This window comes from Streptomyces erythrochromogenes, from assembly GCF_040684695.1.
In the GTDB taxonomy this organism is placed as follows: domain Bacteria; phylum Actinomycetota; class Actinomycetes; order Streptomycetales; family Streptomycetaceae; genus Streptomyces; species Streptomyces erythrochromogenes_C.
This window is the reverse complement of sequence record NZ_JBFBGM010000010.1, coordinates 68,414-81,782: the sequence shown is the minus strand read 5'-3', so window position 1 is coordinate 81,782 and position 13,369 is coordinate 68,414. Positions and strand designations below refer to the sequence as shown.

Here is a 13,369-nt window from a genome sequence, read left to right as displayed (position 1 = left end):
GAATGAAGCCCGGCCTGCCGACCGCCATGGAACGGCCCCACTTCATCGGCATCGGCGGCGCCGGAATGTCCGGCATCGCGAAGATCCTGGCCCAGCGCGAGGGGAAGGTCGCCGGCAGCGACGCCCGCGGCGACTCCGAGACCGCCGAGGCGCTGCGCGCCCACGGCGTCACGGTCCACGGCGGGCACGCGGCCGGCAACCTCGCCGCCGACTCCACCTGCGTGGTCGTCTCCAGCGCCATCCGCGCCGACAACCCCGAGCTGGCCCGCGCCGCCGAGCTCGGCATCCCCGTCGTGCACCGCTCCGACGCCCTCGCCGCGCTGATGGACGGGCTCCGCCCGATCGCCGTGGCCGGCACGCACGGCAAGACCACCACCACCTCGATGCTGGCGGTCTCCCTCTCGGCCCTGGGCCTGGACCCCTCCTACGCCATCGGCGGCGACCTGGACGCCCCGGGCTCCAACGCCCACCACGGCGAGGGCGACATCTTCGTGGCCGAGGCCGACGAGAGCGACCGCTCCTTCCACAAGTACGCCCCGCAGGTCGCGATCATCCTCAACGCCGAGCTCGACCACCACGCGAACTACGCGTCGATCGAGGAGATCTACGAGTCCTTCGAGACCTTCGTCGGCAAGGTCGTGCCCGGTGGCACCCTGGTCGTCGCCCACGGCCAGGAGGGCGCCGCCGAGATCGCCCGCCGCGTCGCGGGCCGGGAGGGCCTGACCGTCGTCACGTACGGCGAGGAGGAGGGCGCCGACATCCGGATCACCAAGGTCACCCCGCGGGGCCTGACCAGCGAGGTCACCGTGGTCCTGGACGGCCGGATGCTCACCTTCACCGTCTCCGTCCCCGGCCGCCACTACGCGCACAACGCCGTCGCGGCCCTCGCCGCGGGCGTCGCCCTCGGCATCCCCGCGCACAACCTGGCCTCCGCCCTCGGCAAGTACACCGGCGTCAAGCGCCGCCTCCAGCTCAAGGGCGAGGCCGCCGGCGTGCAGGTCATCGACTCCTACGCGCACCACCCCACCGAGATGAACGCCGACCTGGAGGCCATCCGCGGAGCCGCCGGGGACTCCCGCATCCTGGTCGTCTTCCAGCCGCACCTCTTCTCCCGCACCCAGGAGCTGGGCAAGGAGATGGGCCAGGCCCTGGCCCTCGCCGACGCCTCCGTCGTCCTGGACATCTACCCCGCCCGCGAGGACCCGATCCCCGGCGTGACCAGCGACATCATCATCGACGCCGCCCGCGCCGCGGGCGCCGACGTCAGCGCCGAGCACGACAAGGCGGCCGTCGCCGACGTCATCGCGGGAATGGCCAAGCCCGGCGATCTCGTTCTCACCATGGGCGCGGGCGACGTCACGGACCTCGGTCCGGCCATCCTCGCCCGCCTTTCCAGCTGACGGAACGAGGGAGCGGAAGAGTCATGTCGTACGAGGTCGAGAAGACGGACGAGCAGTGGCAGGCGGAGCTGACCCCGTCCGAGTACCAGGTGCTGCGCCTCGCCGGCACCGAGCCGGCCTTCCGCGGTGAGTACACCGACACCAAGACGGAGGGCGTCTACTCCTGCCGCGGCTGCGGGGCCGAGCTGTTCCGCTCCTCCGAGAAGTTCGAGTCGCACTGCGGCTGGCCGTCCTTCTTCGACCCGAAGGACACCGACGCCGTCGAGCTGCTCGCCGACACCTCGCACGGCATGGTCCGCACCGAGGTCCGCTGCGCGAAGTGCGGCTCCCACCTGGGCCACGTCTTCGAGGGCGAGGGCTACCCGACCCCCACGGACCAGCGGTACTGCATCAACAGCATCTCGCTGCGCCTGACCCCGGCCCCGGACGCGGGCTGACGGCCGGACGCACCGGGGCCGCTCGGGGCGGATCCGAGCCGCACGGGACATCGGTGGGCCCTCCCGGCCCCGCACGGGGCCGGGAGGGCCCACCCCTGTGTGCGCTCAGCCGCTGCACTGGGTCAGTTCGCCGCCCTGGCGGACGCTGTACTGGCCGGGCGGCACGTTCATGACCTGGAAGCCGCCGTTCTGGGCTATCTCGACCGTCCCGCCGAAGCCGGCCGACCCGTACACGTAGGCCGGGCCCGGGGTGAAGCCGCCGCCCGACAGGTGCACCTTCCCGTTCTCCAGCACCCCGGAGGTCGAACACGACGCGGCCGGGACGGCTGCCGGCGGGGCGTCCGGGACCGCCGCGAGGGCGGCGGGAGCGGCGACGAAGGAGGCGGCCACGAGGGGGCCGAGGACGAGGAGCCGTGTGCGCCGGTTCATGAGTCTTCCTTACTCGGGAGGAAACACCGAGGCCACTCGGGAGGAAACACCGAGGCCGCGGACCGCGGGCGCAGGCCGCGAGGACCTTGCTTCCATCGTCACCCCGCCCCCTGCCCGGTGCGACCGGAGCGGCGGCTGGCCGGAACCGGACGGGGATGGTGTCGAGGACGTCGCGTTTCGATTCCGATCCGGTCTCTGGCCTGGGGTGATCCGACGGAGATAGCACGGTCGGCGTGTGAAGACACCTATCCGTTTCTTCCGTCTGTCTGGTTATGATCGGCCCCTCACATCCCGTCACAACCACACCGGTTGTGACCGTCCCCTCCGCAGTGCCGTGCCCGGTCCGGCCGTTCGGCCACCCCTGACGTCCCCACGCCCCCGCTCCCGAGGACCGATGTCTCCCATAGAACCCGAAGGCGAAAGAGGGCGGTCGACGCCGCGTCGGTGGCGCAACGTGCGCCTGCGCACCCTCCTCATCTGGCTGGCCGTGGTCCCCACCGTGGCGATGGGCGCCCAAGTCACGGTGACCGCGCAACGGTTGCTGGAGCAGTCGGCCCAACTCCGGGCCGACGTGGAGGCCGCCGAACGGGTCGGCGCCCCGCTCTACACGCTGATGGTCGACATGCAGGCGGAGCGGACGGCGACCGCCTCCCTGTGGGCGGGCACCGACGGGTCCGAGGGCGAACTGCGCGTGCGGCGCGCCGCCACGGACTCCGCCGCGGCCGAGTTCCGCGCACTCGCCGACGATCCCTCGCGGTCCTTCACCGAAGTGACCCGGCAGCTCGACAAACTGACCGCCCACCGCCAGCGCGCGGACACCCGCAGCGGCGCCGCCGACAGCACCCTCGCCTACTACTCCGAGGTCATCGGCAAGGTCATCCAGGTCTACCAGCAGGAGTTCAGCCACGCGGAGGACGCCGAACTCGCCCAGGCGAGCCGCCCCGTCGTCTCGATGCTCCAGGCCACCGAGATGGTGGCGCGCGAGGACACCGTCCTGGCCCTCGCCGGGCCGTCCGGAGAACTGAGCTTCGTCGGCTACGACCAGTTCGTCAGCTCCCTGGGAGCCCAGCGCTACCTCCACGAAGCCCTGATCGTGCCGCACCTGACGGCGCGGGACGAGCGCTTCTACGAGCGGGTCGTCGGCTCCGAGGACTGGCAGGAGAAGACGCGCATCGAGAACGCCGTCCTCTCCGGGCACAAGGACACCGTCTCGGGCATCAAGCTCCCCGGCGAGGTCAGCGGCTGGTCGTCCGCGCACGCCAACTTCTCCGTGCAGATGACCACCCTCAACATCGACCTGGCCCGCTCGGTGCTCGCCCGCGGCGAGGCCAAGGCGGCGGAGCTGCAGGCCGAGGTCGCCTGGCTGATAGCCGGCAGCGGCGGCGGGCTGCTGGCCGTCGTCGTCGTGGTCTTCTTCACCACCCGGTCGGTCCTGCGCCGCCTGCACGACCTGCACGAACGCACCGTCACCGTGGCCGAGCAGACCCTCCCGGACGTCGTCGCCCGCCTCCAGCGCGGACAGACCGTCGACCCGCAGGCCCTGCCCGCCGTGAGCGGGGACCGGGACGAGGTCGGCCGCATCAGCGACGCGTTCGCCCGGGCCGTCGCCGTGTCGGTCGACGGACACCGTCAGCTCGCCGCCGAGCGCCACGGGTTCGGCCTGTTCGCCTCGGGCATCGCCTCGCGCACCGGAAACCTCGTCAGCCGCCAGCTGAGCCTCACCGAGGACCTCCAGGACACCTTCGGCCACGACGAGGCCCTGCTCGCCCAGCTGATGCGGTCCGACCAGCTGACCGTCGGCATGCGGCGGCAGATCGAGAACCTCCTGATCCTGGCGGGCGGAGAGGTCCCCGACCCGCACACCGAGCCCATGCGCGTCGCCGACCTGCTGCGCGAAGCCGCCGCGGAGGTCGAGGACTTCCGGCGCATCGAGCGCCAGGCCCTGGACGAGACCAGCGTGGAGCCCAGCGCCATCAGCCAGATCAGCCACCTGCTGGCCGAGCTGCTGGACAACGCCACCCGGTTCTCCCCGCCCAGGTCCAAGGTGGTCATCCGCGCCGAACTGGTCGCGGACGGCCTGTCCGTCGAGATCGAGGACCGCGGCCCGCGGGTCACCCCCGAACGCTACGAGGAGATGAACGGGCGCCTGCACCAGGCCCCGCCGTACTCCGTCCTCGCGCAGAACGCCCACCGGCTCGGCCTCTTCGTGGTGGGCCACCTCGCCGACCAGCTCGGCGCCACGGTCACCCTGCGCCGCTCGGTGTACGGGGGCACCTGCGCCGTGGTGGTCCTGCCCGCGCAGCTGCTGCTGCCGGGGGAGGGGGAGGCCCCGCGCGAGCCCGCCCGCCGCGAACCCGCGCTCGTGGCCGCCGTACCGGCTCCTGCCGCGGCCCCGGCAGCCGAGTCCGCTTCCGCTGCGGCAGACCCCGTACCGGTCCGCGCGCAGGAGCCGGAGCCCGAGCCGGAGCCCGAACCGGCCCCCGAGCCGGAGCCGGTGGCCCACACGAGCGCCGGACTGCCCAGCCGCCGTACGAAGACGCCCCGGCACGCGCCCGCCACCGCGCTCGCGGCCCGGCCGGCCCCGACGGCCGCCCCCGCGCGGCCGGCCCTCCCCGAGCGCGTCCCGCAGACCCACATAGCCGACGAACTGCGCGCGCCCCACGCGCCGGAAACACAGGTCCCCCAGGACACCGCGACACCCGAAGAGGTCGCCGACGCCTGGGCGGACTACGAACAGGGGACCCAGACAGTGGAAGAAGAGCTCCGACGGGATCAGCCATGACCACCTCATCGAACACCGCGGCCAACGACGCCATCTACAGCGTCCTCGACAACAACCTGAGCAGGATCGCCGGCATCCAGGGAGCCGTGCTCCTGTCCAACGACGGCATCCGGCTCAGCGACTACCTGCTGGACCAGCCCCAGGCCGAGCGCATGGCGGCCGCCGCCTCCGGCATCGCCTCCACGATGAAGGCGATATCCCGGGAGATCGACGGCGGCCGCGTCATCCGCCAGCTCGTCGAGATGGACGACAGATACCTGTGCATCGTCGGCTGCGGCGAGGGCAGCACGCTCATCGTCGTGACCTCCCGCAAGGCGCGCCTCGGCGAGCTGGGCGGCGAGGCCGTACGCACCGCGCAGGCGCTCGGCGAATGGCTGGGCACCCCCGAGCGCGGCCAGGCGCCGAACTCGTAATGCCGCAGGACGAGCCGCCACAGCCCGCAGGCCGCCGCCGAACGCGGCTGTACGCCCTCACCGACGGCCGTACCGCCGCTGAGCAGACCGTCCTGACCATGGACACCACCATCACGGCGGCGGTCGCCGGCGACGCGCACGGGGGACTGCCCACCGAGTGGCAGGAGATCCTCGTCATGTGCGCGCCGCCGGGCGGGCGCGCGGTCGCGGAGATAGCGGCGCGGATGAACATCCGCCTCACACCGATGACGCTGCTCCTCGGCGAACTCGCCGACCGCGGACTGATCACCCACCGGCCGCCGCTGGCGGCGTCCGACACCACCGACGTCAACCTGCTCATGAGAATCAGGGACAACCTTGCCCGGATATGACACGCCCGCCCCGCCCTCCTCCCGGGAACCGGCCCCGGTCAAGATCCTCATCGCCGGCGGCTTCGGAGTCGGCAAGACCACCCTGGTGGAGACGATCTCCGAGATCGAGCCGCTGCGGACGGAGGAACGGCTGACGGCCGCGGGCGTCGGCGTCGACGACCTGGGCGGCATCGAGTCCAAGACCCTCACCACCGTCGCGATGGACTTCGGCCGGATCACCCTCACCGACGCCGGAGTCGTCCTCTACCTCTTCGGCACACCGGGCCAGGAACGCTTCTGGTTCATGTGGGACGACCTCCTGGGCGGCGCCCTCGGGGCGATCGTGCTCGTCGACACCCGGCGCCTCGACCGCAGCTTCCCCGCCGTCGACTTCTTCGAGAGCCGCGGCCTGCCCTTCGTCGTCGGCGCGAACTGCTTCCACGGCGAACAGCCCTACACCGCCGAGGAGATCGGCGCGGCACTGCACCTGCGCGACCCCGACACCCCCGTCCTCATGCTCGACGCGCGCTCGCGCACGGACGTCCGCGCGTCCCTGCTCTCCCTCCTCGACGTGCTCATCGACAAGGCGGAGCACCCGCGGGCGGCCGTCACCGGCTGACCGCCCCCGGCCCGCCCGGCAGCGCCGCCGTACGGGCCGGCCGCAGCGGCAGGTGGGGGATGAGGGCCCGGACACGCGCGCCGTCCGTTCGCCAGGTGTACGGCGCGGCGTCACGAGGGCATCTCCGTCCGGTACCCGGGGGCCGCTGTCCTTGGGGCGCCCCTCGACTCCTCCCCTCACCCCCAGAGGTCGTCACCCCATGGCAGAACTCAACCGCCGCCGGTTCCTGCAGATAGCCGGCGGCACGGCCGCCGTCGCGATGCTGAACGAGAGCATCGCGCGGGCCGCCGCCATCTCGGCGCAGGGCACCACCGGAACGATCCAGGACATCGAGCACGTCGTCGTCCTCATGCAGGAGAACCGGTCCTTCGACCACTACTTCGGGGCCATGAAGGGCGTTCGCGGTTTCGGCGACCCCCGGCCGGTGCTCCAGGACAACGGCAAGACGATCTTCCACCAGTCGAACGGGACGAAGGACGTCCTGCCGTTCCACCCGCAGATCGCGGACCTCGGGATGCAGTTCCTGGAGGGGCTCAACCACGACTGGGCCGGCGGCCACCAGGCCTACAACAACGGCAAGTACGACAAGTGGATCCCGGCCAAGACGGCCACGACCATGTCGTACATGACGCGGAACGACATCCCGTTCCACTACGCCCTCGCCGACGCCTTCACGGTGTGCGACGCCTACCACTGCTCCTTCATCGGTGCCACGGACCCGAACCGCTACTACCTGTGGACGGGGTACACCGGCAACGACGGCGTGGGCGGCGGCCCGGTCCTCGGCAACCAGGAGCTCGGCTACGGCTGGAAGACCTACCCCGAGCGGCTGGAGGCGGCAGGGATCTCCTGGAAGGTCTACCAGGACGTCGGCGACGGCCTCAACGCCGCCGGCTCCTGGGGCTGGATCAACGACGCCTTCCGCGGCAACTACGGCGACAACTCGCTGCTCTACTTCAACAGCTACCGAAACGCCCAGCCCGGCAGCCCCCTGTACGAGAAGGCCCGCACCGGCACCAACGTCAAGGCGGGCGACGGCTACTTCGACCGGCTGCGGGCCGACGTGACGGCCGGCACCCTGCCCCAGGTCTCCTGGATCGCCGCCCCCGAGGCGTTCAGCGAGCACTCCAACTGGCCGACGAACTTCGGCGCCTGGTACATCTCGCAGGTCCTGGACGCGCTGACCGCGAACCCGGCGGTCTGGGCGAAGACCGCCCTGTTCATCACCTACGACGAGAACGACGGCTTCTTCGACCACGTCGTCCCGCCGTACCCGCCGGCCTCCTCGGCCTGGGGCCTGTCCACCGCCGACGTCTCGAAGGACCTCTACGCCGGTGGCGGCGGCTACGCGGCCGGACCGTACGGGCTCGGCCCGCGCGTCCCGATGATCGTGGTCTCCCCGTGGAGCAAGGGCGGCTACGTCTGCTCCGAGACCTTCGACCACACCTCGGTGATCCGCTTCATGGAGAAGCGCTTCGGGGTGCAGGAGCCGAACATCTCGCCGTGGCGCCGCGCCGTCTGCGGCGACCTGACCTCGGCTTTCGACTTCACCCGGGCCGACGCCGCGCCCGCCGCGCTGCCGTCCACGGCCGGCTACGTCCCGCCGGACAAGGACCGCCACCCCTCCTACCACCCGACGCCGCCCGCCACGGGCGCCCTGCCGCCGCAGGAGGCCGGGTCCAAGCCCACCCGCGCCCTCGGCTACGTCCCGTACGTGGACGGCGCCCGCACCGTCTCCACGGGCAGGTTCACCCTTACCTTCGCCTCCGGCCCGACCCTGGGCGCCCACTTCCACAGCACCTCGGGCAACCGTACGGACGGCCCCTGGCCCTACACGGTCGAGGCGGGCAAGACCCTCTCCGACACCTGGTCCACCAGCAGTTCCACCGGCAACCAGATCAACCTGACGGTGTGGGGCCCCAACGGCTTCCTGCGCACCTTCAAGGGCCCGGCGAAGAAGGCCGGACCCGAGGTCACGGCCCGCCACGCGAGCGCCACCGGAGACCTGGCCCTGACCATGACCAACTCCGGCACGGCCGCGGTCAACCTCACCGTGACCAACTCCTACGGCGGCGCGGCCCAGACCTTCCGGGTCGCCGCCGGCGGCACGCTCACCCACACCGTGAGCCTCGCCGCCACGGGCCGCTGGTACGACGTCAGGGTCGTCTCCGACCTCGACACCACCTTCCTGCGGCGCTTCGCGGGGCACGTGGAGACCGGCGCCCCGGGCGTCTCCGACCCGGGGATCAGGACCGCTTGATCCGGTCCTCCGGCGCGCGCAGCAGCCGCCGTTCCAGGACCGCGAGGTCCCCGGGGCGGTGGCTGCGGGCGTGCCGGAGCAGCAGGTCCCGGGCGGTGTCCGGGACCCGGCGCCGCTTCGGGTGGCGGGTGGTGAACTCCTCGCCCGCGAAGAACCGCACGGCTCCCTCCAGCCCGGCGCGGTCCGACTCCCGCACCGCCCAGGCCAGTTCCGCGGTGGCGGCCCCCGCCAGCAGCCCCATCGGGGCCCGTTCGGCGAGCAGCCACGCCGCGTCGCGCGGCTCCTTGCGTACGGCGCCCAGCCAGCCGAAGGCCACGCTGAGCGGCACCCCGCGCGGCGGCGCCGGCTCCCCGGCGCCCGCGGCGAGGGCCCCGGCGTACGCGCGCAGCGCCCCGGGGGCCGCGGCCACCCAGCGGGCACGGTGGCGGGCCGGGATCCCGTCCGGGGACAGCGGGTCCAGCAGCCGGTTCGACTCGGGGGTGGCGTGCCGGGTCCCGTCGTCGTCCCCGCACGAGCAGCCGAACACGTCGTCGCCGGCCGCGGCGGCGAGGCTGCGGCCGAGTTCCCTGACCGCCCGGACCTCACCTGCCTCGGCGGGGTCGGTGATCTCGTAGGTGCGCGGGTGGTGGGGGTGCCGGGCCCCGTCCGGCCGCGAGAAGTCCCCCATGACCAGCCGGTCCGTGCGCGATGTCGGGCTCACGGTGTGATGGTAGGCGCGGTGGGCATTGCTTACGGCGTCGGTAGTCACCAGCCCCGTCACCGAGGGAGAACGCATGGCCATCGCCCACCGCCGGATCGGCACCGGACCCGTCCGCGTCATCGTGCTGCACGACTGGTTCGGCACGTCCGCCAACTGGGGCTCGGTGCTGGACCACCTGGATCCGGAAGGGTTCAGCTACGCCTTCCTCGACTACCGCGGCTACGGCGAACGCCGGGACGTCGCCGGCCGCCACACCCTTCCCGAGATCGCCGACGACGTCCTCGAACTCGCCGACCAGCTCGGCTGGGACACCTTCTCCCTGCTCGGCCACTCCATGGGCGGCAAGGCCGCCCAGCAGGTCCTCGTCCGCGCCCCCGAACGGATCGAGAAGCTCGTCGGGATCAACCCGGTCCCCGCCGCGCCGTACGAGATGGACGACGCCGCCCACGCGCTCTTCTTCGGCGCCGCCGAGAGCCCCGAGCACCGGCGCGCCATCCTCGACCTCGTCACCGGCAACCGGGCGAGCGCCCACTGGATCGACCGGATGGTCGCCCACTCCCTGGAGGTCTCCCGCCCGGAGGCCTTCGCCGACTACCTCGCCAGCTGGCAGTCCCTGGACCTGTCCGCCGCCGTCAAGGGCAACACCGTCCCGGTGCTCGTCCTGGTCGGGGAGTACGACCTCGCGCTCACCGCCGACGTGATGCGCGCCACCTGGCAGGTCTGGTACCCGAACTGCCGCATCCGCACCCTCCCCGGCGCCGGGCACTACCCGCCGCACGAGACCCCCGTGGCCTTCGCCACCGAGGTGGAAGCCTTCCTCCGCGACTAGCCGCGGGGGACGGAAGGGGGACGGAAGGGGGACGGAAGACACGAAAAACCCCGGGGTACGAGGAGACCTCGTACCCCGGGGGATCAGGGTGAGTGACGGGACTTGAACCCGCGGCCACCTGGACCACAACCAGGTGCTCTACCAACTGAGCTACACCCACCACGAGGGGCGGCGGACCGCCCGTCGATGTGCATGCACAGCATAGCCGATCTGCGGGGTGGTCCTGCGACGCGTTATCCGGCCGCGACCCCGTCGGCGCGGGCGGCGGCGTGCGCCACGGCCGCCACGGCGAGGGCCCTGATGATCGGGTGGGGCCGGGTCCCGTCGCCCTGGAGCTCCGGCTGGAAGAGCGTGGCCAGGAAGAAGGGGTGCCCGGGCAGCTCCGCGATGCGCACCTGCCCCTCCTCGTCGTGCCCCGACAGCCGCAGCCCGTGCGCGGTGAGGACCGGCAGGTGCCGCGGAGCGGGCCCGTAGGTGCAGTGGTAGTGCTCCGTCGACCGCTCCGCGCCGAGCGCGGTCTCGGCGAGCGACCCCGGCTCGGCCCGTACGACGCCCTCGTGGCCGACGAGCGAGCAGGCGAGCGGCGCGATCAGCAGGTCGGCCGCCCGGGGGTCGTTCTCGGCGTGCGCGACCCCGGCCAGCCCGCACACCGTCCGGGCGTACTCCAGCAGCGTGTGCTGGAAGCCGCCGCAGGTCCCGAGGAAGGGGATGCCCGCCTCGCGCGCCACCCGGATCGCGGCCAGCGCCCCGGCCTCGCTGGCGTACGGGCTGCCCGGCAGCACCCACACGGCGTCGAAGCGGGCCAGGGTCCCGGCGGCGGCCTCGGCCTCGGCATCGGAGGTGGGGATCCAGTAGGCGTCGAGGACCAGGCCGTCGCGGGAGGCGAGGGCGTCGAGGAGGAGCGGGATCCGGGAGTGGGACTTCACGTGCGGGGAGCGGTCGCCGACGAGGGCGATCCGCGCCACCTGCGTGCGGGCGGCGGATGCGGCAGGTACGGCGGCTGCGGCGACTTCGGCGGCTGCGGCGACTTCGGCGGATGCGGCCTGGGCGGCGGGTGCGGTGGTCATGCGGATCATCTTGTGACCGCCATCGGCTTCAGCGCCAACGATTGTTCGTGCACCTGCGATAAGTGATCCTGATGACCATGGATCCGCACCTCCTGCGCACCTTCGTCGCCGTGGCCCGGCTCGCCTCCTTCTCCGGAGCCGCCCGCGAGCTGGGCTACACCCAGTCCGCCGTCTCCCAGCACATCGCCGCGCTGGAGGGGGACCTGCGGGCGGAGCTCCTCACCCGCCGGCCCGTCGCACCCACCGCGGCCGGGGGGCGGCTCCTGGAGCACGCCGGACCGCTGCTCCTGCGGCTCGATGCCGCGCGGGCCGACGTGCTGCGGCTGGCCGCCGCCCCGCCCGGGCGCGTCACGCTCGCCGCGTCCCCGCTCGCCGTCGGCCCCCGGCTGCTCGCCGCCCTGCCCGCCACCGGGGTCACCCTGCGCGTACTGCCCCCGGCCGAGGTCCCCGCCGCCGTGGCCACCGGCGGCTGCGACCTCGGGCTGGTCGACGGCCCGGCCGCGCCGAGCGACCCGCTGCGGCTGCCCGACGTGGCCCCGCTCACCGTGACCGGCGCGGGCGAGGAGGAACTGGCCGTGCTGCTTCCCGGGGGACACCCCCTCGCCGGGCGGGCCGCCGTCCGCCTGGACGACCTCGCCGACGCCCGCTGGATCGACGCCCCCGGCATCGGCCTGCCGCTCACCGCCGCCCGGGCCTCCGTCCGCTACGAGGGCACCGACCTGCACGCCCTGTGCGCACTGGCCACCGCCGGGCACGGCCTCGTCCTCCTCCCGCGCCGCGTCGCCGAGGCCGCCGGCGCGGGCGTCGCCGTACCGCTGTCCGCCCCGCGCCTGGTGCACCGTACGGAACTGCTCTCGCCCGGCGCCCCGACCGGCGCGGCCGCCGCCCTCGCCGCACGGCTCACGGCAGGATCCCCCGTATGACCGATGACACCGGCGCCGCCGGCCCCGCCCCCTTCACCGCGGCCGACTACGCGGCCCGCATGGCCGCGGCCGCGCGGAGCGCCGCGGAGGCGGGGCTCGCCGGGCTGCTGATCGCCCCCGGACCCGACCTCACCCACCTCACCGGATACCGCCCCACCGCCGAGACCGAACGGCTGACCCTCCTCGTCCTGGCCGCCGGGCAGGACCCCGTGCTCGTCGTCCCCGCCCTGGAGGCGCCCGACGCGGCCAAGGCCCCCGGAGCCGACGCGCTGACCCTGCGCGACTGGGCCGACGGGAACGACCCCTGCGCCCTGACCGCCCCGCTGCTGGACCGCCGCGGGCGCTTCGGGGTGAGCGACAACACCTGGGCCCTGCATCTCCTCGGCCTCCAGCGGCAGTTGCCGGACACCTCCTACGCGGCGCTGACCGACTGCCTGCCCATGCTCCGCGCCGTGAAGGACGCGCGGGAGCTGGAGCGCCTCGCAGCGGCCGCAGCCGCCGCCGACGCCGCCTACGCCCAGATCCTCCACCTGCCCTTCGCCGGCCGCCGGGAGACCGACGTCGCCGCGGACCTGGCCGCCCTGCTGCGCACGCACGGCCACTCCCAGGTCGACTTCACCGTCGTCGGATCCGGGCCCAACGGCGCCAACCCGCACCACGAGGCCGGCGAGCGCGTGATCCGCCACGGGGACATGGTGGTCCTCGACTTCGGCGGCCTGCGCTTCGGCTACGGCTCCGACATCTCCCGCACGGTGCACGTCGGCGAGCCCACCGCGGAGGAGCAGCGGGTCCACGACATCGTCCGCGAGGCCCAGCAGGCCGCCTTCGCGGCGGTCCGGCCCGGCGCCGCCTGCCAGGACGTGGACCGGGCGGCCCGTGCCGTGATCACCGAGTTCGGGTACGGCGACCGCTTCATCCACCGCACCGGCCACGGCATCGGCGTCACCACCCACGAGCCCCCGTACATGGTCGAGGGCGAGGAGCGGCCCCTGGTCCCCGGCATGTGCTTCTCCGTCGAGCCGGGCGTGTACCTCCCGGGCCGGTTCGGCGTCCGCATCGAGGACATCGTGACCGTCACCGAGGACGGCGGGCGCCGCCTGAACGGCGCCCCGCGCGAACTCGCCGTCGTCGAGTAGCCCCTGCGCGGACCCGGCCGCGCG

The 13,369-nt window shown here is 73.3% G+C and carries 13 protein-coding genes and 1 tRNA gene; 10 read left to right on the top strand and 4 right to left on the bottom strand.

Annotation, left to right across the window (positions count from 1 at the left end; genetic code table 11):
• The first annotated feature begins 2 nt into the window (after positions 1–2).
• Both murC and msrB read left to right on the top strand, forming a co-directional pair.
• Complete coding sequence (gene murC, locus AB0O53_RS17305) at positions 3–1,400, top strand: UDP-N-acetylmuramate--L-alanine ligase (RefSeq protein WP_365196442.1); 1,398 nt, start codon at positions 3–5, stop codon at positions 1,398–1,400.
• A 23-nt stretch (positions 1,401–1,423) separates the two neighbouring features.
• On the top strand, positions 1,424–1,837 hold the full coding sequence (gene msrB / locus AB0O53_RS17300) for a peptide-methionine (R)-S-oxide reductase MsrB (RefSeq protein ID WP_030651645.1): 414 nt from the start codon (positions 1,424–1,426) through the stop codon (positions 1,835–1,837).
• A 105-nt stretch (positions 1,838–1,942) separates the two neighbouring features.
• Here msrB and AB0O53_RS17295 read toward each other — a convergent pair whose 3' ends face one another.
• Positions 1,943–2,266: a hypothetical protein gene (locus tag AB0O53_RS17295; RefSeq protein WP_350993866.1), complete on the bottom strand. Its 324-nt coding sequence runs from the start codon at positions 2,264–2,266 to the stop codon at positions 1,943–1,945.
• 454 nt (positions 2,267–2,720) lie between these two features.
• Here AB0O53_RS17295 and AB0O53_RS17290 point away from each other — a divergent pair, with 454 nt between their 5' ends.
• The 5 genes from AB0O53_RS17290 (at position 2,721) to AB0O53_RS17270 (ending at position 8,690) form a co-directional block, all read left to right on the top strand.
• Positions 2,721–5,048: a sensor histidine kinase gene (locus tag AB0O53_RS17290; protein WP_350993864.1), complete on the top strand. Its 2,328-nt coding sequence runs from the start codon at positions 2,721–2,723 to the stop codon at positions 5,046–5,048.
• Entirely contained in the window at positions 5,045–5,461 is a 417-nt protein-coding gene (locus tag AB0O53_RS17285) for a roadblock/LC7 domain-containing protein (RefSeq protein WP_350993862.1), read from the top strand. Before AB0O53_RS17290 ends, AB0O53_RS17285 begins: the two co-directional genes overlap by 4 nt.
• Positions 5,461–5,832: a DUF742 domain-containing protein gene (locus AB0O53_RS17280; protein ID WP_350993860.1), complete on the top strand. Its 372-nt coding sequence runs from the start codon at positions 5,461–5,463 to the stop codon at positions 5,830–5,832. Before AB0O53_RS17285 ends, AB0O53_RS17280 begins: the two co-directional genes overlap by 1 nt.
• On the top strand, positions 5,819–6,430 hold the full coding sequence (locus AB0O53_RS17275; protein WP_350993858.1) for a GTP-binding protein: 612 nt from the start codon (positions 5,819–5,821) through the stop codon (positions 6,428–6,430). Before AB0O53_RS17280 ends, AB0O53_RS17275 begins: the two co-directional genes overlap by 14 nt.
• Positions 6,431–6,629: 199 nt before the next feature.
• Positions 6,630–8,690, top strand: a complete 2,061-nt coding sequence (locus AB0O53_RS17270; RefSeq protein WP_350993856.1) for a phosphocholine-specific phospholipase C — start codon at positions 6,630–6,632, stop codon at positions 8,688–8,690.
• Here AB0O53_RS17270 and AB0O53_RS17265 read toward each other — a convergent pair.
• Complete coding sequence (locus AB0O53_RS17265) at positions 8,677–9,390, bottom strand: hypothetical protein (protein WP_365196437.1); 714 nt, start codon at positions 9,388–9,390, stop codon at positions 8,677–8,679. The two genes, AB0O53_RS17270 and AB0O53_RS17265, sit on opposite strands and share 14 nt — an antisense overlap.
• 73 nt (positions 9,391–9,463) lie before the next feature.
• Here AB0O53_RS17265 and AB0O53_RS17260 point away from each other — a divergent pair, with 73 nt between their 5' ends.
• Entirely contained in the window at positions 9,464–10,219 is a 756-nt protein-coding gene (locus AB0O53_RS17260; protein WP_350993852.1) for an alpha/beta fold hydrolase, read from the top strand.
• Between the two features lie 87 nt (positions 10,220–10,306).
• Here AB0O53_RS17260 and AB0O53_RS17255 read toward each other — a convergent pair.
• Together AB0O53_RS17255 and AB0O53_RS17250 are read right to left on the bottom strand one after the other, a co-directional pair.
• Positions 10,307–10,379: transfer RNA gene (locus AB0O53_RS17255), tRNA-His, on the bottom strand.
• 73 nt (positions 10,380–10,452) lie between these two features.
• Positions 10,453–11,286 (bottom strand): CTP synthase C-terminal region-related (seleno)protein, encoded by an 834-nt coding sequence (locus AB0O53_RS17250; RefSeq protein WP_365196434.1) that lies wholly within the window; start codon positions 11,284–11,286, stop codon positions 10,453–10,455.
• 77 nt (positions 11,287–11,363) lie between these two features.
• Here AB0O53_RS17250 and AB0O53_RS17245 point away from each other — a divergent pair, with 77 nt between their 5' ends.
• Together AB0O53_RS17245 and AB0O53_RS17240 are read left to right on the top strand one after the other, a co-directional pair.
• A complete protein-coding gene (locus AB0O53_RS17245; RefSeq protein ID WP_365196431.1) occupies positions 11,364–12,209 on the top strand; it encodes a LysR family transcriptional regulator in 846 nt (281 codons plus the stop codon).
• Entirely contained in the window at positions 12,206–13,345 is a 1,140-nt protein-coding gene (locus tag AB0O53_RS17240; RefSeq protein ID WP_365196429.1) for a M24 family metallopeptidase, read from the top strand. Before AB0O53_RS17245 ends, AB0O53_RS17240 begins: the two co-directional genes overlap by 4 nt.
• Positions 13,346–13,369 lie beyond the last annotated feature (24 nt).